The organism is Streptococcus sanguinis, assembly GCF_050223295.1.
Lineage (GTDB): Bacteria > Bacillota > Bacilli > Lactobacillales > Streptococcaceae > Streptococcus > Streptococcus sanguinis_X.
This window is the reverse complement of sequence record NZ_CP071424.1, coordinates 680,752-699,121: the sequence shown is the minus strand read 5'-3', so window position 1 is coordinate 699,121 and position 18,370 is coordinate 680,752. Positions and strand designations below refer to the sequence as shown.

Sequence of the window (18,370 nt, the reverse complement as noted above, 5' to 3'; positions counted from 1 at the left end):
AATTGTTTTATATTATACTTTATTATGAAATTTTATGCAATAAAAATTATAATTTTTATGTTATATTTTATAACATAAAATAACAGTTTTTTAAATCTAGACAAACTGTACTAATCATTATTTTTACCAAGCACGAAAAAACAAGCACCATTCTCGGTGCTTGTTATAGGTAAAATAATCTCAAATGTTCACTTCTTATTGGCTAACCATTTAAGAAGCTTGGTCAGAAGTCCCCAGATGATTAGACTAATGACAACAATATAAATCCAGGCGTTTTTATCATTAGACAAGGGCAGAGGAACATTCATACCAAAGAAACCAGTGATAACTGCAAGTACTGCCAGAAGAACCGAAATGATGGTCAAGACCGTCAAATTGTCATTCAGATTGTTATTCAGTATATTATTGTAGGAGCCAGAGAGCTGGCTGAGAACTTGAGCAATCAAATCGGTCATGGAGACGAGCTGACGAGCCTCAATCATGGCGTCCTCAAACTGCTCGGTTTCTAATTCATCAAAACGGCGGTAAATGCCATGGCTTTTGATATGTTCTAGGAGCATGTGATTCTGCTTAGCAGCTGCAAGCAGATAGACCATAGATGTTTCCAAGTCAGACAGGGCAAATAGGTGTTTTTTGGTAGTGGTCTGACGCAGGAGAGCATTAATCTCATCCTTACGCTTGTCCATCCGCTCAACAACCGGATAGTAAGAATTGGAGACCAACTCCAGACTAGCGAAGAGAAACTTATAGACCGATACTGGCTCATGATGCTCAGTATAGGCTTTCATCATGTCCACAACATAGGCATTGTCTTGGTTGCTGATAGTAATGAGCCGCCCCTGCTGCACCACAAAGGTCATAGGAATCGTCTCATAATGTTCCTTGTCTGTCGCTAGATTAAGGACATTGTAAATAAAGACAACTGTTCCATTCTCACGATTGTAGTCCATGTGAGCCCGCTCGTTCTTATCAAGCGCATACTCGATGGTCTCTTTATCAATTTCATAATCCTGATAAATCCGGGCGTTCTTTTTGAAACTATCTGAGTCAATGTTAATCCAGACAGACTGATCTTTTAGTTTTCTTTCCAGAAACATGGAGCTCCTTTCTACAATGTAGAATAATTCTCTAATAAACTAGCGCTCAACTTCATAAACTCTTCCTGCAAGCAAATATGCAATGTCAAAGCACAAAACCAATCAAATCAACTGCCTCGCCTGACGAGATTAGTCAAGTGGCTAGCAAGGGGCCAACTGAACTCGGCCTTAGTAACTTTAGTTTGTTATACAATCATAACAATCCCATTCACTACGACACGAAAAGGCGAAAACGAACTTTTTTCGCCGATGAGTTAGCAAAGCTGTTAGCTAGTCCACCTAATTGCGGCTAGCATCCAATATAGGGAATCGCTTCCCATTGTATCTGCTGCAATATCTCAATAGGAATCGCATACTACTCCTCAAACAGAACTGCAACTTACCTAGTATATCACAAAAGTATATAAAAAGATAGAACTTGAATATAAAATCTTTTCTCTTTAACACTCATTTTGAAACAAAACGAAAAATTGAAAATCACTTTTAAAATAGTTGAAATTGATAGGAAAAGGAGGCGAACTATGAATAAATTTTTACGTGCTATATTTATTTTGGTTATTCTAACTATGCTGAGCGCTGCAATCATCCAAATTTTTCTACCTCACCTTTTAGGCGAGAAATCAGCTTATGGTCTATCTATTCATTGGCAGCGAGAAATCGGCTTTTGGAATCTAGCCATTTTACCCTTGCTATTAGCAGTCAAGCTCAAGTATGACTGATTTTACCTACAGATGACCCTACTAACACTGATACTAGGAGGACTAGGTTTTGGTACAAACCATTTAATGGGTTATCTAGAGCGAGCCAATCAAGCTAATTTGGTGGGCTGGATTGAGAATTATCTGCTCGTGCTTTTGTGGATAATTGGATTAAGCATTGAAATGAAAAAAGAAAGAAAAGCGCCCAAGAGACTTCTCCTGATTAGAGAAATCTCCTAGTCGCTTTGGGTGTTTTTATTAGCAATCCGTTTCAAAACTTTAGTGAGAACTAACGCAAAACAGCTTTAGCTAAAGTAATGGAATGTTGTAGCATTTTATTTAATTGTTTAAGTTAGACAAACTGGAATTTGTCGCTCTTTAAAGAACTGACACATCCGTTACCTTTTTATTTTGCTCTCTAATCGAAAGAACAGTTGCCATTACTATAATAATTATTTTACAAGCATAAAATATATTTTGATTACCACCTACTGCTAATTGTGAGAAAACATTTATTACCGAATGTGTCATCACACATATCCACAAACTGTTTGTCTTTATAAATAATGCGGACAAAATAAAGCAATTAGTCAACAATCCAAGCAAAAATCCAAATGCCTGTACCTGTGGCAATGTGCCTTCAATGTAGAAATAAGAAAAATGCCATATTCCCCATGGAACAAAAGTAAATAAAGTTGAACTAATATAACTATGGCGTTCCATCATAATTGGTTGAAAAACATATCTCCACCCTACTTCTTCAATTCCACCAAAAAGGATTGCTTTAAGAAATAAGATAATAGGAATATACCACGTATTAAACGCTAATTCCCCATCAAATGCAACATAGCAAAAATCCAAAAACAAGAACACAATAACGAATAAATAACTGCCTCTGTTTTGCTTTATAGCGAAAAAATCCTTTAATATTTTCTTCGTACTGTACTTTTTGTATCTAACTGCAATAATAGTTCCCCATAGAGCAGATGAAACGCCACCTATTCCAATAACAACTATTCCCATTAGCGTTGTATAATCTACAACCATACCCAAATGACGCAATACAAAAACTATAATAGATATCAGCCATATTTGACCTAGGGTCCCTAGTAAATAAAGGATGATCGCTTTTTTTCGACTCATAAATTTCCCCTAAATTTTAATTTACCCATTTCTATCTTTTAACTGATTTAGTTGCAATATAGGTTTTAATATTCAGTTCATGAAACCTACCAGAGCCATTCGTATCTTCATATATATCAAGTAAAGTGAGCCCTACCTTCAACCGTCCACCTATCTGCTCTGTTATATTGGAAGTGAATTGCATTCCTGCATTTTCTTTAATCATATATTCTTTAGCCGCCTTGTCTTTTAATGGATTAAAAGGCATTTTTCATATAATTTCTTTTTCCTCATTATCCACATATAGTTGACTTCATTAATAATATTCCTTCTATTAATTACAACATAAAATCAAACAAATAGAGTCAAATTACTCGACAAAATTAGTAAGATAGCTAGACAATCACCATAGCGATTGCCATCAACTGATTAGCAACTTTTGATTCAGATTCAGTCAATGAATCAGCCTAAATCAGGCAAACAATGCGTTACGACACGGAGTTTGGCAAATCGATTTTATTTGCCAAACGCAGTTAGTAAGGTACTTAGCCATGGTCCCATAGGACATGGCGTAGATTGCTTAGACTACTATGTAGCCAAGCAATCTTAGTACGTTACATCTTCTCTTCCAATTTAACATCTGGATACTTGTCCGCGAACCAGCGTAAGGCAAAATCGTTTTCAAAGAGGAAAACTGGCTGATCAAAGCGGTCTTTGGCTAGGATGTTACGGCTAGAAGACATACGCTCGTCCAGGTCATCTGGTGAAATCCAGCGGACTGTCTTTTTGCCCATAGGATTCATGACTACTTCAGCGTTGTATTCATTTTCCATGCGGTGCTTGAAGACCTCAAACTGGAGCTGACCGACAGCGCCCAGCATGTACTCGCCCGTCTGGTAGTTGGTATAAAGCTGGATGGCCCCCTCTTGTACCAGCTGCTCAATCCCCTTATGGAAGGATTTTTGTTTCATGACATTCTTAGCTGAAACTTTCATAAAGATCTCTGGAGTAAAGGTTGGCAGAGGTTCAAATTCAAACTTATTCTTGCCTACAGTCAGGGTGTCACCGACCTGATAAGTCCCCGTATCATAAACCCCGATAATATCACCAGCTACAGCATTGGTCACATTTTCCCGACTTTCTGCCATAAACTGGGTAACATTAGACAGCTTAGCAGACTTGCCAGTGCGAGGCAGATTGACACTCATACCGCGCTCAAACTCGCCAGAAACGATACGGACAAAAGCGATACGGTCACGGTGGCGCGGGTCCATATTGGCCTGAATTTTGAAGACAAAGCCTGAGAAGTCTGGGCTGAGTGGTTCGACTACCTCGCCATCTGTCTTCTTATGGCCATGCGGTTCCGGAGCAAACTTGAGGAAGGTTTCCAGGAAAGTCTGGACGCCAAAGTTGGTCAGGGCTGAGCCGAAGAAAACAGGTGTCAGTTTGCCCTCCAAAATCGCTTCTTCTGAGAATTCATTCCCAGCTTCGCTCAAGAGCTCAATATCTTCCTTAACTTGCTCATAGAAAGGGTTAGAAGCAAACAGTTGGTCACCTTCTGCCAGAGTCGCAAAGCGCTCCTCGCCCTTATAAAGCTCCAGCCGCTCATTGTAGAGGTCATAAAGACCTTCAAAGCTCTTCCCCATTCCAATCGGCCAATTCATTGGGTAGCTGGCAATTCCCAAAATATCTTCCAGTTCTTCCAGCAAGTCCAAGGGCTCGCGACCATCACGGTCCAGCTTGTTCATAAAAGTGAAGACTGGAATACCACGATGCTTGACAACCTCAAAGAGCTTCTTGGTCTGAGCCTCAATCCCCTTGGCCGAGTCAATAACCATGACCGCAGCATCCACCGCCATCAAGGTCCGATAAGTATCTTCTGAGAAATCCTCGTGTCCTGGCGTATCCAGGATATTGACCCGCTTACCATCGTAGTCAAACTGCATGACAGAGGAAGTCACTGAAATCCCCCGCTGCTTCTCAATATCCATCCAGTCAGACTTGGCAAAATTACCCGTCTTTTTTCCCTTGACTGTCCCAGCTTCACGAATCTCACCTCCGAAGTAGAGCAACTGCTCCGTAATAGTCGTCTTCCCCGCGTCCGGGTGGGAGATAATGGCAAAGGTCCGGCGTTTCTTAATTTCTTCTTGTAAAGTCATCTTCTTCTCTTTCTTTCATTTAGGATAATTGTAAATCTTAGTATTTGTTTTTTTATTTTACATCGGAGTATTTCAATCCTTTCAACCTACCTATTATAGCGGATTTAGCGCTTTTTTTCAATTATCTAAAGAAGATAAAAATCGCCCTTTCGAGCGATTCTATTCTCCTATGTCAATAAAATTTCCCTTAAAATCTGACAATGACACAAATTGCAACTATTAAGTTCAAACCCAGTAAATGGAGCAGGCGTTTTTTCTGATTTCCAGTTCTTCTTTCTCTTCAGCTGTCACAGAAGCGTCTAGTTGAACCAGCTTAAAGAGTTAATAGACAAATAGTCCATTTGTTACTAGAAGCAAAGCAGGGCGTGATAAGGCTTCCTAATAAAAAAATCCTGCCAAATTAACTTGACAGGAGCTATAAATTTAAAGTGAATTAACTGCGGACCAGACTTAACTGCTTTTTCCACCGTTTCTTAAACAATATATCGAAGAGAACCAGGGCCAGAGAAAGGATGACCGACACAAGAAGGTACTTTATCCATAGGGGGGCATCAGGGATGAAAGGCGGACTTTTTAGCAGACCGTAATTACCTCCCGTCACTTGATTAACGCCGACTAGGAAAAGGTTGAGTCCAAAGGTGTAGGCTACAATCATGTATTTCTTGAGCAGGCTCTTGTCGTAGTGATTCATCAGATAAATCAAGGAATTAACCAAGAGTGCATAGTGGCCAATCAGGAAAGAAAAGCTGGTAATGTGCGGGAAATCATAGGGGTCAAAGACTGGATAGCCCAAGGCAAAGACCGCTCCGCTAGCTCCTAAAAGAGCAAAATACTGCTTGCTGCGCCATTTGTCTGGCAGAAAGACCACCGCAAACATAGCCAGGCGGCAATGATAGAAGGGCAGACTATTGGAAAAGGGAATTCGAAAACCAAAATACCAGCTATAAAGCATCAGCAGCTGAGCAATCTGAATCCACTTAAAAGCTTTAACAAAACGCGGATTATCATGGTATTTGAGCGAGCTCCAAATAGACAGCAAGACCAGAGCAATCATCACAGCATACCATAAAATCGAGATAGGCGGTGCCACCGTTTTTGTCGTAGTTAAAAAATCTTTCATAAATCCTCCATGAGATAATTAAGTTAGGGAAACTGTCTTGGTCTGCTCCACGCGCTTAAAAATTTCAGAAACCAAGCAAACTGCTGCACTTAAGACAATTGAGACAAGCAGATAATTGAGCAGGAGTCCGTGATTGCCAACAAGCGGCGGATCTGTAAGAAATCCATAAGAACCCTTTGTCAACATATTGATAACAAGCAAAAAAGCATTCATCATAAAGGTCGTCCACACCACTCGCTGCCAGCTCATAGAGAAAGTATGATAATATCTGAAAAGATAAATCAAACAATTTCCCAAGAGCGCTAGATGGCCAATGATAAAGGACAAAATAGTGATATGGGGGAAAGGGTAAGGATCAAAAATCGGATAGATAAAGGCTACAATCGATCCAAAAGTCCCCAAAAGTGCAAAATAAAATTTATACACTGAGCGATTAGGCAGAAACATCAAGGCAAACATGGCCATCCTGCAATGATAAAAAGGCAGACTTTCAGACAGTGGGGCAGCAGTCAGCATATACCAAGAGTAGAGGCCTATCAGCTGGCAAGCTTGCATCCCGACAAATAGCTGCTGGTAAGGCTTCCGATTGTAGTAGCGATAGGAAAGCCAGATAATCGCAAAGACCAGGCCCAAAAGAACAAAATACCAAAGTCCCAGTTGAGGCGGTTCGGTTTTATAGGTTGTAAACATATCTCTTATTCCCATCTCCTAGACTCCCATTCTAATATAAGGTTTGAACAAGGTTGAGTTTGCCTGTTTTTGCAATAATTTCTAGCTTTTTCAGACAAAAAGTATCCCAGAAACTTACTTAACTAATCCACATACTGTTCTCTATCTCCTTGATAAATCTCCCAAAGGATTTCCAACTGTTCTTTTGTAGTCCGCTTAGAAGATAATTCTGGTAAAGATTGGATATCAAAGAAAGCTAACTCTTCTATTTCTGTATTAGGCTGAAAATCTCCATCCTCTATCTGACACTCGAAGACCAGTTTAGCATATTGCTTACTCTGAAATTGAAATTTATTAGTATCAAAAATTGCAAGCAGACGAGAAACTGAAACATTAAATCCCGTTTCTTCTTGGACTTCCTTGACGATATTTTCCTTAGGAGATAGGCCGACTTCACAAAAGCCGCCAGGTAAAGCCCAAGTTTTCTCATTTTTACCCTTGACTAAACACACTTTTCCGTCTCGAACCAGTAAGGCGCGGACATCAATCAAGGGAGTGGCATAAAAATCCGTTGGGCGCAACAGCTCTGCCAATTCTTTCCCATCCAAATCTGACCAATCAGCCAGAAGGTGTCCCAAAAGCTGACGGAGTTCTAAGTAACGCTCTCGATCAAATTCATCACGACTAAATGCCAGTCCAGTCTCTGTAATAGAAAGGAGACGTTGAATGGTTTTTGCAATTTCTTTAGTTTCCATCTTCCAAGTCCTCTACCAGCTTAGCCAGATTCATGGAATTGCTGCCTTTGAGAAGGATTTGGTCGGCAGGAGTAAGCTTCTCTCTGACAGCTTTGGTCAGCTGTTCAAACTGGTCTTTCTCGTCATTTTTGATAAAGTAATGGACCTTGCCTAGCGGGTAAATCTCCTTGGCATAGTCATAGAGAGCTTCCATGTCCTGTCCATAAAGGAAAAGGTCGGTCACAATTTCTGGATTGAGACTGGTAATCATCGAGCCATGCATGGACTTAGAGTCCGCTCCCAGCTCTTTCATATCCGCCAGCACTGCCAATTTTCGTCCGCCTGGATTGGCCGGAATGGTCGAGAAAGTCTCCAGAATCAAGCGCATGGCTGTTGGATTGGCATTGTAGACATCCGATAGGATATCTGCGCCATTACCAGCTTTCTTCCACTCTGTTCGATTGCGGGTCAGCTCCAGCTCAGAAAAGGCTTGAGCAATAGCCACCTCAGATACCCCCTCCTGCAGAGCTGCATAGGCTGCAATCATGGCGTTGGTTGCATTATACTTACCGGTCACAGGCAGGTCAATCCTCTGCTCTAAAAAGTTGCATTCAAAGCTCAAGCTGTTCTTGCGCTCTTCCAGACGCGTCAGGAAGATATCCGCATCAGGACCAAAGCGAACCAGTTTGCAGTCTGCTGGCAGAAATTCATTGACAATCTTATCCGCCGGAACAATCAAGAGACCATCTTTTCTCAAACCGTCCGCAATCTGCATCTTGCCTTGGGCAATTTCAGCTCGGCTGCCAAAAAATTCCAGATGGGCTTCTCCAACCAGAGTTACAATGCCTGTCTTAGGTTTGGCAAGTTCAGACAGGAGATGGATATCGCCCAAGTGGTCCTGCCCCATTTCTAAGACAAGTTTCTCTGTGTCCTCAGGCATGTGAAGAACCGTGTAAGGCAGACCAATTTCGTTATTGTAATTGCCCTGGGTCTTATAGGTCTTGTAGCTGGTTGCTAGTAGCTGAGCCAGCATATCCTTAGTCGTCGTTTTACCGTTGGAGCCTGTCACCGCCAGCACATCCACCTGCATCTTTTCCAGATAATACTGGGCCAAGCGCTGAAAGGCCATCAGAACATCGTCAACTAAGATATAAGCTCCCTCTGCTACTGGACGCTCAGATAGGGTGGCAGCAGCTCCCTGAGCAAAGGCTGTTGGGATAAAGTCGTGGCCATCACGCGCTCCCTTAAGCGGCACAAAAAGGTCATCTGGCTCAATCAAGCGGCTGTCAAACTCCGCATTTCTAAGCGCAACATTTTCAAACTGAGTCACATCATTTTTCGCAGATAGGACTTCTGCGATTTCATATAAATCTAATTTCATACTTCTTCCTCGTTTTTCGGTTTGCTCGCAAAAAGAAAGGACCGAAAATTTTCAGCCCCTCTATTATATCATATTTTAGAGAAGATGCGCCTCTCTCTTAGCAAATGCCTCTTCAGCTAGGCCAACTAGCTTCTCAATCAAGTCAGGATAGGCCAGCCCCATATTTTCCCAAAGCAGTGGATACATGGACCACTGGGTAAAACCTGGCATGGTATTCAGCTCATTAAGGAAGACCTGACCATCTTCTGTATAGAAGAAATCACAGCGGGACAGTCCTAGACCTCCCAGAGCTCGGAAAGCGGTCTCTGCATTTTGACGCATCAGGCTCACCACTTCTTCTGGAATCTTGGCCGGAATATCCATAGTAATTTTATTATCAATGTATTTGGCTTCGTAGTCATAGAAAGCCACGTCCTTGACCACCTCTCCAGGCAGGGTACTCTTGACGTCAACATTGCCTAGAAGCCCAACCTCAATCTCCCGAGCTGTCACTCCCTGCTCAACCAGTACCCGGCTGTCGTATTTGAAAGCCAGGTCCAGAGAAGCACGCAGTTCTGCTTGGTTCTCCGATTTAGAAATGCCGACACTGGAGCCCATATTGGAAGGTTTGGTGAAGACGGGATAGGTCAATTTCTCCTCGATTTCCTGGATTTTTTGCTCTAGATCCTCACCATCGACCAGCGCCACATAAGGCACTTGGGCGATGCCTGCTGATTCCAGCACTCGCTTGGTCGTGATTTTATCCATAGCTAGGCTAGAAGATAAAATATTACAGCCGACATAAGGCATTTTGAGCACTTCTAGGAAGCCTTGGATAGAGCCATCTTCGCCCATAGGACCATGCAAGACTGGAAAGACCACTGCTCCATCTTCGTAAATATCGCTGGGCTTAATCTTCCGAGACATGTCCACTGTGGCATTAGTCATCAACTTCTCATCAGCCGCCGGATTTGCTTCAAATTCCTGAGTTTGGATAAAATCTCCATCCTTGGTGATGAAGTAAGTCTTCACCGAGAATCTATCATAATTGACAGCCCGCATGACGCTCTCAGCTGATAAAACCGAAACTTCCCGCTCTGCACTGCGTCCGCCATACAATAAAATCAATCTTTGTTTTGCCATGATTTTTCCTATCATTTTCTAAAAATAGTACGATTTACAAAAGCTGCCAGCTCGAAATAAAACAACCTAAAAAGCTTGGTTTTGCATCTACCTAGCTAGTCGATTCTTCTAAGCAGGAGCTTCTGTATCAGTCCGTTTTAGTATATCACAATTCCCAGCATTTTTGAACAGAAAAAAGGACTCTTCCAGCCAGCTAGAGCCAGAAAAATCCTTTATGTTTATAATTCCGTCCGATTTTCGATAGCGCGAATCAATGTGACCTCGTCCGCATACTCAATGTCGGAGCCAACCGCCAAACCACGCGCTAGACGAGTCACCTTAATCCCAGCGGGCTTCAAGACCCGGGAGATGTACATGGAGGTCGCTTCGCCATCCGCAGTCGCATTGGTTGCGACGATAACCTCCGTCACTTCACTATCCATCAAACGAGTAATCAGACTCTTGAGATTGATGTCGTCCGGTCCAATGCCATTCATAGGTGAAATCAAACCGTGCAGGACATGATAGAGTCCGTGGTATTCCTGGATATTTTCCATGGCTGACACATCTCGGCTGTCCTCAACGATCAAAATAGTTGATTGATCGCGCGACTGGTCTTGGCAGATTGCACAAGGGTCTTCGTCCGTCAGGTTGCCGCAGACAGAGCAGTAGATCAGCTCACGCTTAGCAGCCAGCAGATTCTTGGCAAATTCATTGACATCGTCATCGCTCATGCCAATAGTGTAAAAAGCCAGTCGAGTGGCTGTTTTGATGCCAATGCCGGGCAGCTTAGAGAAACTGTCAATCAGCTTGGCAATAGGGGTTGGGTAAAGCATAAAATCCTTTCTCTATTCTCAAAAAATCTCCTCAAACCAGATTGCTCTACTTGAGCACTGACAACTTAAGCTTTCTCCGTTTGCTGATGATTTTCATTGAGCACTAATTCATAGGGTGTTGTTGGTTGTAAAGATTGATAATATCGCGAGTGATACTGTGGCTAACAGTAGAAGATAGGTTCGTATTGTGAGGGAACACCACCGCCACGACAATCTGCGGCTTCTCACTCGGTGCATAGGACACGACATTGGTATTGATGGCTTCTTTCTTGCCCTTGTCCACAAAGGTCTCAGCCGTACCAGTCTTGGCACTGATTGGCACACTCTCTCCCTGAGAAATGGTCCGACCAGTCGTAAAGCCGCTGCTGCCATGAACCACTTGATAGAAGCCTTGCTTGATAATGCTCATATCCTCGTCAGAGATATTGACCTGGTTCAGCTCTTTGGTGTCAATTTTCTGCACCAAATCACCCAGTCCTCCTTGGTCGCTGTTGCCGTAAATGCCTTCAACGATATGCGGAGCCACACGCTTGCCATTATTAGCTACTGTTGAGGCATACTGGGCCAGCTGAAGCGTTGTATAGTTGTCAAACTGGCCGAACGAATTGGTCAGATAGTTGGCAAACGTAAACTTGTCTGGAAGATAGCCTGTGGACTCATTTGGCAGGTCAATCCCTGTCGAAGTGCCTAGACCATATTCTGCAAAAGTCGACCTCAACTTTTTCATGGACGGATCCAGCTCATCAAAATCTAGCTTCATATCAGCTGAGTAAGGCGTCCCCATCATCTTCAGCGCTACCTGCACCATATAGGTATTGGAAGAGTATTCCAAGGCCTCTTGGGCTGTGATAGCACGTGAACCATACTGGGTAAACCAAGAAGTGATACTGTCCGTACCGCCAAAGCTAATCGGCTGGTCTGTCAGGACTTGGTTGCCGCTAATGGCATTATTCTCCCAGCCCGAGGTCAGAGTTGCAGCCTTGACCACAGATCCCGGAACGAAGACATTAGTCATGGTCCCCAGAGCATCGACCGAGCTTTCTCCCGTTTCCAGATCGTGCCGGATGCCTGCCATAGCTAAAACGGCGCCGGTATTTGGATCCATAGCTACGGCGTAGACACCCTCAGAGTAAGTCGCATTGCCACTAGCCAACTCTGCATTAAAGGCATTTTTGAGAATGTCCTCCACTCCCTGCTGGAAGTTCAAGTCCACCGTCAGCTTGAGATTGTCTCCCTTGCTGCCGTCAGAGATATTTTCCACACTCTCCATATTACCATTTTTGTCCAGATGAATCTCCTTCTCAGCTCGCTTGCCTTGCAAGACTGACTCATACTGCTTTTCTAGATAGGAGGTCCCCACCCGGTCATTGAGGGAGTAGCCTTTTTTCAGGTAATCATCCACTTCTTCAGCCGGAAGTCCAGTCTTTTCCGTCGAGATATTACCCACGATGGAAGCCAGCGAGGTATCCAAGACCTTACGGTCCCAGCCCGTTGAGACACTGATACCTGGCAGCTCCTTGCTGCTAGAAGCCAGTACAGCTACCTGCTCTGTTGTCAGCGGATCTGTCTGAATGGTCCCCGTCGCAAAGTTGGAAATGGCATTCATCTGACTAAAGAGAACAATGGCCTTCTTTTCCTCATCCGTATAGCCCAGCTGCTTAGGGTCAATGCTCTCAGCTGCCGCCTTATAGATTTTGGACTCAGGCAGGCGGTTGCCATCTGTATCAAATTTCTTGTCCTTGGGCAGCTTTTCTACTACTTCCTGATAGACTGCACTGTCCGCCAAATAATAATCCACCTCTTGGCGGTCTGTCACCTCTGTATCGCTGACACTGACATAGGTCAGGAGCTTTTGAGCTGTCGCCCGAATCTCCCCAGCCGTCAGCCGATTATCCCGCGTATAGGTCACCACCTGCTTGGTCGTATTTTCCACCAAGGGCTTGCCAGTAGCATCATAAATCTGCCCACGCACTGAGCTAGTGGTAATCTTGGTCTTGCTGGCCTTGGCTAACTTATCCGTGTAAAAGTCCTGATTGACCACCTGCATATAGCCCAGACGGGCAATCAAGGCTAAAAACAAAAACATAACGATTCCAAACAGCAGATAAAGCCTTCTGGTGATGGAATGACTGTCAAATTTTCTCTTCTTCCTTGCCATCTTCTCTCTCATTCTAGTAAAAGTTCTGACCTTTATTTTACCATAAATCCAGCTCGATGAATGTTTCAAAACTGATAGAAAATCTGAAAATGTGGACGAGTTAAGAGGAAGTCCGTCAAACCACTGAACAGACAAGACTTGCTAGCTAGGCTTCTAACAATCCTTGTCCTTCCTCTCTGGAAAAGCAAAGAACCTGAGAATAATCTCAGATTCCTTTAAGCTTATTTTCCAAGGTAGTATTCTTTTACTACATTCAATTTTTCGTCAAATTCGAATACCAATGGTGGGAAGTTTGGAATTTCCACATCCATGATTTCATCGTCAGACAATTGTTTGATGTGCTTCACAAGAGCACGGATAGAGTTACCGTGTGCACCTACAAAGACATTTTTGCCATCTTTCAAAGCTGGAGCAATCTTGTCTTCCCAGAATGGAAGGGCACGCTCAAGTGTCACTTTCAAGTTTTCAGCATCTGGAATTACTGAGTCGTCAAGTGAAGCATAACGACGGTCAGTGTGTGCTGAGTACTCATCATCACGTGGCATTGCTGGAGGCAATACATCGTATGAACGGCGCCAGATGTGAACTTGCTCATCACCAAATTGCTCAGCTGCTTCTGCCTTATTTTTACCAGTCAGACCGCCATAGTGACGCTCGTTCAAACGCCATGATTTTTCAACTGGTACCCAAAGCTGATCAGCCGCTTCCAAAGCAAGGTTAGTTGTCTTAATCGCACGCTTCAAAACTGAAGTGTAAGCTTGATCAAACTCGATACCAGCTTCCTTAATCAGTTTACCAGCGTCGATTGCTTGCTGTGTACCTTTTTCAGACAAGTCAACATCAGCCCAACCAGTGAAAAGGTTAGCTTTGTTCCATTCAGACTCACCGTGGCGAGCAAAAACTAATTTTACCATTAGATGGATTCTCCTTTTATTTTCCGAGGCAGTCCCCGTTTATCTATTCTATTTTACAAAATTTTCGCCTAAAAAGCTAGCCTATTTCGTCAAATCAGACGTTTTTCAGCAAGAAAGCGCTTTTGTATTTCCTAGCAGAAACCTTTGCCTTAGCACCCGCCAGACAGATAAGCCTCATTAGCTTCCTTGAGCCACCAAGTCCGCCGCCTGTCTATCAACTGATAAATAAGCAGTAAGGCAGATACAATCCATATGGAGAGCATATTGACAAAGATGAAAAGTTCTACACCTTTAGCATGCTGGGCCTGAGTTAACTGGCTATGTTTACCTATAAAGACATCTCCTTCAACCCCATAAATCTTTGGCATAATAATATTAATAAAGCAAATAACAGCGATAAAAGTAACAAGCCGAACAGGCCAAGAATAAAGGATTTTATGAAAACGCTCAAATCCTAAAGAAAAAGTAGAGAAACGTTTAAAGCGTTCTTTGCCCATAAAAAAGATGAATAAAGGAATGTAGCCTTCATAAGTGAAGCTAATCATTGTAGGCGTATGACGGCTAGCAATGAAAAAGCTAGAAAAGCCGTAATCTCCAGTGGTTAAAATCCAACGGCTTAAAAATTCTGGAAGAAAAATAGCTGGTATCACAAACAAAGCTGCTGAAAATTCCCTTCCAAATCTTACGCTCCATACTCGCTGCATCTTCTCCCGTATCAGGTGCAGACGTGCTTTGTCCGCGCCTTTCTTAGGAAAATTCTCTTTTATGAGTTGACCGCAGGAAGGACAAATAGGATAGCCCGCCTCATCCTCAAAGAGAAGATGACGGCATTCCAAAAGAGGCGATTCATCACTGTCTGACAACTCATCCAGCCATTTCTTTCTCCACCAGAACATAAGACCTCCTAAAAATCTAACCTACCCACAAAGTAATACCCCTTAAAGATTTCGATACTACAGACTTATGACGAATTTACCTATATTGTAAATCCTTCAGAACTCTTTGAATCTCTTTGTACAAGGCTTTATTCTGCTTTCATTATATCAAAAGAGAATTGGCCTGTAAAATAATAGCATAAGTATATAAGGGGTTGTCCTTAAAATATCTGATCTTGCTAAGTGCTGTACTTGACTAGGTACCAACGTCTCTAAGCTCAGATGATATCCTGCGAACATGCCTTGCTAAAACACATAGAAAAAGGCTAAGAGACATAAGTTCTAGCCTTGCTTTTTATTAGAAATAGAATCTTGACGCAATAGCCGATTGTCAAATTGCTGCTTTGAAGTTGCAGATAGAATTTGCGAAGCGAGTCACAACTTTGTTCGTCTTTGAGGCTCCAAAAAGCTCCTAATCATCCTCGCAGTCACACCGCCTCCTGCTGGCATTGGGGGCATAGGCCATAGACAGTCGTTTGGCTTTGGGTGATGTGGTAGCCAGTCTGCACTTCAGCCTCATGCTTCACATCCGGAAGTTCCAGCTCCATATCAGCAATACGGCCGCACTTTTCACAGATGACATTGAGGTGCTGATGGCCCATAAAGTCAAAGTAGGTTGTCGTATCATTGCGAACCTTGAGCTCAGCGACAAAACCCTCATCAATCAGAACCTTGAGATTATTATAGACTGTTGCCAGACTCATATTAGGGAAATTGGGCTTCAAGTCCTGATATATCATTTCAGCGCTAGGATGGTCGTGACTTTGGATAATATAGTCAATTACCGCCTTCCGCGTTTCTGTAATACGCACGCCCTTGGCGCGCAAATGGCCAATTACTTGGTCAAAATCATGCTGATGTTCTTGTTTCATTATTTACTCCGTTATAGCCTCTCATCTAAGTCATTACCATTATACCATGACTAGGCTTACTTGGCTATTAAGAATGATTGTAAATAAGCTAAAAAGAAAAAAGCCGGACAGAACTAACCAAAGTTCATCATCCTGCTTCTGCATGATTGTTTATCCATTTAAGGCAATTCAAGCTTTAAACTAGTATTTTTTTCAATCCTCGCTCTATGCTTGGAATCTCTTCAAGCTTGCTAAATAAAGAGAACCGCCTATGATAGAAAGAATAGCACCAATCCAGCCCAAGAAGTCATTAAAGGTAAAAATTCCACCTACAATCATCAAGATAGAGCCTGCTGGTCCCACACGATTGTCATCCTTATAGTAGACAATACCAGCAATTCCCAAAGCTAGGATTGCAATTTTCAGGATGTCAAATACACCTAGCATAAAATAAATAACCCAAATGAAGAAAGGCCACAAAAGTAGAATAATACCACCAATAAGTCCAACAAGTCCATTTACGAGTGCTAATGTTTTTGTCTTCATCAACAGTCTCCTTTATATAATTTTTTACTAAAATAGTTTACCATATTTGCTAGAAAAATACAAGCTCATTTTTAATTTTATGAAAAAATCAAGCATTTGACTGCTTCTAATGCTTATCTTTCCTTGAAAATAAAAAGCCTGCTATTCCCAACAAAAATTGAGACAACAGACTTTTCATATATTCTATATTTTCAAGGTATTTTACTGAAGCTTACTCTTAGTCACGCTGACGTTTGGTCAAGCCAACTGCTCCTCCAAGGCAGACAAGGTCTGAATGGGGAGCAAAAAGATTGAAAAAAGCACAACAAATAATCCCATCAGCAGGCGAAATTTGCTGCCAAAAGGATTAACAGGACGCAGTAGGCCCTGAAGTGGTTTCCATTTCATTTCTCACCTCCTAAACTTTTTATTTCACGTCTTTAAATACGTTTGTCTATTATCATTTTCTTTTGTTTAGAGACAAATTCTTTCACTTTACTGCAAAGTAAAAACTCCAAGAAAGTTCATAAATTAACTTTCTCGAATCACCTAAATCTCTTATTAAGCTCAAGAAATGAGAGCAAAAAGAAAAACCTGACATACTCGCCAGAGGCAAGTGTATCAGGCTTTATTAACCAAAATTATTTTACAGCGTCTTTAAGAGCTTTACCTGCTTTGAAAGCTGGTACTTTAGAAGCTGCGATTTTGATTTCTTTACCAGTTTGTGGGTTGCGACCTTTACGTGCTGCACGCTCACGAACTTCAAAGTTACCAAAACCGATAAGTTGAACTTTTTCACCTTTTGAAAGGTACTCAGTTACAGCTGCGAATACAGCGTCAACTGCTGCTGCTGAATCTTTTTTAGTCAATTCTGTAGCTTCTGCTACTTTTGCGATCAAATCTTGTTTGTTAGCCATTTAACAAATCCTCCAAATTTTTTCTGGGTTAATAACCCTAACAAATATTATCATATCTAAAAAAAGCATTCAGGTCAAGTACTAAACCGCTATTTTCTAAATTATTATGGTTTTATTCGTAACGAATCAGCACAGCCCAAGCATTTTCCCCAGTATGCGTCTGAATAATGGACCCTGTTTCCAGCACTGAAATAGGTTTCTTGACATACGGCTGTAAACTTTCCTTCATTTCTAGTGCCAATTCTGGACTGCCTGCATAGGAAATTCCAATTTCAGCCACTGGCTTATTTTGCAGACTTTCTGTCAAATCATCCAACCATTTCTTAAAGGTCTTAGCTCCCCTCCCCTTGACAATGGGCTCCAGCTGATGGTCCTTCATTTGCATGATAACTCGGATATTAAGTAAGGAGCTAATCAGACCGGAAACTCGACCTATACGGCCTCCTTTAACCAGATTTTCTAAGGTGGAGAGACCGATGTAGAGCTCTGTCTTTTCCTTCACTTCCTCGATTTTAGCCAGAATCTCCTCCAGGCTAGCTCCTTCTTTGGCCATTTTAGCTGCTTCAGTGACCTGGAACTTCATAGCCTGATCAGTGAAAGAGCTGTCAACAACCGTCACATCAGCATTAGCCAGAGTCGCTCCCTGACGGGCTGCTTCGACAGTCCCTGACAAGGCGTGAGACATGTGAATGGAGATAATCTGTGCTCCATCCTCTGCCAAGCGCTCAAAAACATCAGCAAAGACTCCGACAGGCGGCTGGCTGGTTTTAGGAAGGTTGCGACTAGACTGCATAAGACGGAGGAACTCACCTTCCTCTAGGTCTGCATCCGAATAGACCACCCCGTCCACCATAACAGAGAGAGGTACAATTGTAATGTCTAATTCCTTAGCAACCTCTGGTTCAATGGTTACGGATGAGTCAGTTACGATTTTTATTTTTGTCATAGATTTCCTACTCTGTATCTAAATTTTAACTTGTTATTACACTACATTATACCAAATTTTTATGGTTTTGTGGGGGAATATTCGCTAAAATCACAGCTCAGGCCAAGCGTTTCCTAAATTTAATCTGCTTGTTTTATTTTTTTAATCTTTTTGCGCTTCTTTAAAATTAGATGAAAAAGTGTTTACATGCAGCTTTTTTAGCTTTGT

18 protein-coding genes and 1 pseudogene are annotated in these 18,370 nt (G+C 42.3%); 1 reads left to right on the top strand and 18 read right to left on the bottom strand.

Translation table 11 applies throughout. The annotated features are described in order from the left end of the window. Positions 1-188 precede the first annotated feature (188 nt). Complete coding sequence (locus J1C77_RS03640; protein ID WP_002921883.1) at positions 189-1,097, bottom strand: magnesium transporter CorA family protein; 909 nt, start codon at positions 1,095-1,097, stop codon at positions 189-191. Positions 1,098-1,618: 521 nt separating this feature from the next. On the opposite strand from J1C77_RS03640, the pseudogene J1C77_RS03635 reads away from it, so the two are divergent. Next, a pseudogene (locus J1C77_RS03635) lies at positions 1,619-2,035 on the top strand (hypothetical protein). Positions 2,036-2,173: 138 nt separating this feature from the next. Here J1C77_RS03635 and J1C77_RS03630 read toward each other — a convergent pair. The 17 genes from J1C77_RS03630 to J1C77_RS03550 all read right to left on the bottom strand — a co-directional run bounded on the left by J1C77_RS03630 (position 2,174) and on the right by J1C77_RS03550 (position 18,163). Then, on the bottom strand, positions 2,174-2,938 hold the full coding sequence (locus J1C77_RS03630) for a CPBP family intramembrane glutamic endopeptidase (protein ID WP_002921888.1): 765 nt from the start codon (positions 2,936-2,938) through the stop codon (positions 2,174-2,176). A 31-nt stretch (positions 2,939-2,969) separates the two neighbouring features. Continuing rightward, a complete protein-coding gene (locus tag J1C77_RS03625) occupies positions 2,970-3,185 on the bottom strand; it encodes a hypothetical protein (protein ID WP_002921889.1) in 216 nt (71 codons plus the stop codon). A 346-nt stretch (positions 3,186-3,531) separates the two neighbouring features. After that, positions 3,532-5,076, bottom strand: coding sequence for a peptide chain release factor 3 (locus J1C77_RS03620; RefSeq protein WP_002897991.1), 1,545 nt, complete (start codon positions 5,074-5,076; stop codon positions 3,532-3,534). Between the two features lie 433 nt (positions 5,077-5,509). Further along, positions 5,510-6,196: a TIGR02206 family membrane protein gene (locus tag J1C77_RS03615; protein ID WP_002910285.1), complete on the bottom strand. Its 687-nt coding sequence runs from the start codon at positions 6,194-6,196 to the stop codon at positions 5,510-5,512. A gap of 18 nt (positions 6,197-6,214) precedes the next feature. Next, positions 6,215-6,901 (bottom strand): TIGR02206 family membrane protein, encoded by a 687-nt coding sequence (locus tag J1C77_RS03610; protein WP_002921890.1) that lies wholly within the window; start codon positions 6,899-6,901, stop codon positions 6,215-6,217. Positions 6,902-7,008: 107 nt separating this feature from the next. Next, complete coding sequence (locus J1C77_RS03605) at positions 7,009-7,620, bottom strand: NUDIX hydrolase N-terminal domain-containing protein (RefSeq protein ID WP_002897995.1); 612 nt, start codon at positions 7,618-7,620, stop codon at positions 7,009-7,011. Beyond that, entirely contained in the window at positions 7,610-8,980 is a 1,371-nt protein-coding gene (locus tag J1C77_RS03600) for a UDP-N-acetylmuramoyl-tripeptide--D-alanyl-D-alanine ligase (protein ID WP_002921892.1), read from the bottom strand. Before J1C77_RS03600 ends, J1C77_RS03605 begins: the two co-directional genes overlap by 11 nt. Before the next feature lie 75 nt (positions 8,981-9,055). Next, a complete protein-coding gene (locus J1C77_RS03595; RefSeq protein ID WP_042762954.1) occupies positions 9,056-10,102 on the bottom strand; it encodes a D-alanine--D-alanine ligase in 1,047 nt (348 codons plus the stop codon). Between the two features lie 218 nt (positions 10,103-10,320). Beyond that, positions 10,321-10,917: a recombination mediator RecR gene (gene recR, locus J1C77_RS03590; protein ID WP_002921897.1), complete on the bottom strand. Its 597-nt coding sequence runs from the start codon at positions 10,915-10,917 to the stop codon at positions 10,321-10,323. Between the two features lie 103 nt (positions 10,918-11,020). Next, positions 11,021-13,087 (bottom strand): penicillin-binding protein PBP2B, encoded by a 2,067-nt coding sequence (gene pbp2b, locus J1C77_RS03585; protein ID WP_002921899.1) that lies wholly within the window; start codon positions 13,085-13,087, stop codon positions 11,021-11,023. Positions 13,088-13,296: 209 nt separating this feature from the next. Next, a complete protein-coding gene (locus J1C77_RS03580; protein WP_002896114.1) occupies positions 13,297-13,989 on the bottom strand; it encodes a phosphoglycerate mutase in 693 nt (230 codons plus the stop codon). A gap of 149 nt (positions 13,990-14,138) precedes the next feature. Further along, positions 14,139-14,885, bottom strand: a complete 747-nt coding sequence (locus J1C77_RS03575) for a hypothetical protein (protein WP_002921900.1) — start codon at positions 14,883-14,885, stop codon at positions 14,139-14,141. Positions 14,886-15,352: 467 nt separating this feature from the next. Then, a complete protein-coding gene (locus tag J1C77_RS03570; protein ID WP_002896119.1) occupies positions 15,353-15,796 on the bottom strand; it encodes a Fur family transcriptional regulator in 444 nt (147 codons plus the stop codon). A 204-nt stretch (positions 15,797-16,000) separates the two neighbouring features. Then, the gene (locus tag J1C77_RS03565) at positions 16,001-16,321 is read right to left on the bottom strand and encodes a hypothetical protein (RefSeq protein ID WP_002896121.1); all 321 of its coding nucleotides are present in this window, start codon (positions 16,319-16,321) and stop codon (positions 16,001-16,003) included. Between the two features lie 237 nt (positions 16,322-16,558). Further along, positions 16,559-16,708: a hypothetical protein gene (locus tag J1C77_RS03560; protein ID WP_002921901.1), complete on the bottom strand. Its 150-nt coding sequence runs from the start codon at positions 16,706-16,708 to the stop codon at positions 16,559-16,561. Between the two features lie 233 nt (positions 16,709-16,941). Next, positions 16,942-17,217 carry an HU family DNA-binding protein gene (locus tag J1C77_RS03555; RefSeq protein WP_002896125.1) on the bottom strand — a complete coding sequence of 92 codons (276 nt, stop codon included), beginning with the start codon at positions 17,215-17,217 and terminating at the stop codon, positions 16,942-16,944. A 112-nt stretch (positions 17,218-17,329) separates the two neighbouring features. After that, on the bottom strand, positions 17,330-18,163 hold the full coding sequence (locus J1C77_RS03550) for a DegV family protein (protein ID WP_002921902.1): 834 nt from the start codon (positions 18,161-18,163) through the stop codon (positions 17,330-17,332). Positions 18,164-18,370 lie beyond the last annotated feature (207 nt).

Coding starts and splice junctions, on each gene's coding strand:
- J1C77_RS03640 (WP_002921883.1), bottom strand. CDS start 1,097: ATGTTTCTGGAAAGAAAACTAAAAGATCAGTCTGTCTGGATTAACATT.
- J1C77_RS03630 (WP_002921888.1), bottom strand. CDS start 2,938: ATGAGTCGAAAAAAAGCGATCATCCTTTATTTACTAGGGACCCTAGGT.
- J1C77_RS03625 (WP_002921889.1), bottom strand. CDS start 3,185: ATGCCTTTTAATCCATTAAAAGACAAGGCGGCTAAAGAATATATGATT.
- J1C77_RS03620 (WP_002897991.1), bottom strand. CDS start 5,076: ATGACTTTACAAGAAGAAATTAAGAAACGCCGGACCTTTGCCATTATC.
- J1C77_RS03615 (WP_002910285.1), bottom strand. CDS start 6,196: ATGAAAGATTTTTTAACTACGACAAAAACGGTGGCACCGCCTATCTCG.
- J1C77_RS03610 (WP_002921890.1), bottom strand. CDS start 6,901: ATGGGAATAAGAGATATGTTTACAACCTATAAAACCGAACCGCCTCAA.
- J1C77_RS03605 (WP_002897995.1), bottom strand. CDS start 7,620: ATGGAAACTAAAGAAATTGCAAAAACCATTCAACGTCTCCTTTCTATT.
- J1C77_RS03600 (WP_002921892.1), bottom strand. CDS start 8,980: ATGAAATTAGATTTATATGAAATCGCAGAAGTCCTATCTGCGAAAAAT.
- J1C77_RS03595 (WP_042762954.1), bottom strand. CDS start 10,102: ATGGCAAAACAAAGATTGATTTTATTGTATGGCGGACGCAGTGCAGAG.
- recR (WP_002921897.1), bottom strand. CDS start 10,917: ATGCTTTACCCAACCCCTATTGCCAAGCTGATTGACAGTTTCTCTAAG.
- pbp2b (WP_002921899.1), bottom strand. CDS start 13,087: ATGAGAGAGAAGATGGCAAGGAAGAAGAGAAAATTTGACAGTCATTCC.
- J1C77_RS03580 (WP_002896114.1), bottom strand. CDS start 13,989: ATGGTAAAATTAGTTTTTGCTCGCCACGGTGAGTCTGAATGGAACAAA.
- J1C77_RS03575 (WP_002921900.1), bottom strand. CDS start 14,885: ATGTTCTGGTGGAGAAAGAAATGGCTGGATGAGTTGTCAGACAGTGAT.
- J1C77_RS03570 (WP_002896119.1), bottom strand. CDS start 15,796: ATGAAACAAGAACATCAGCATGATTTTGACCAAGTAATTGGCCATTTG.
- J1C77_RS03565 (WP_002896121.1), bottom strand. CDS start 16,321: ATGAAGACAAAAACATTAGCACTCGTAAATGGACTTGTTGGACTTATT.
- J1C77_RS03560 (WP_002921901.1), bottom strand. CDS start 16,708: ATGAAATGGAAACCACTTCAGGGCCTACTGCGTCCTGTTAATCCTTTT.
- J1C77_RS03555 (WP_002896125.1), bottom strand. CDS start 17,217: ATGGCTAACAAACAAGATTTGATCGCAAAAGTAGCAGAAGCTACAGAA.
- J1C77_RS03550 (WP_002921902.1), bottom strand. CDS start 18,163: ATGACAAAAATAAAAATCGTAACTGACTCATCCGTAACCATTGAACCA.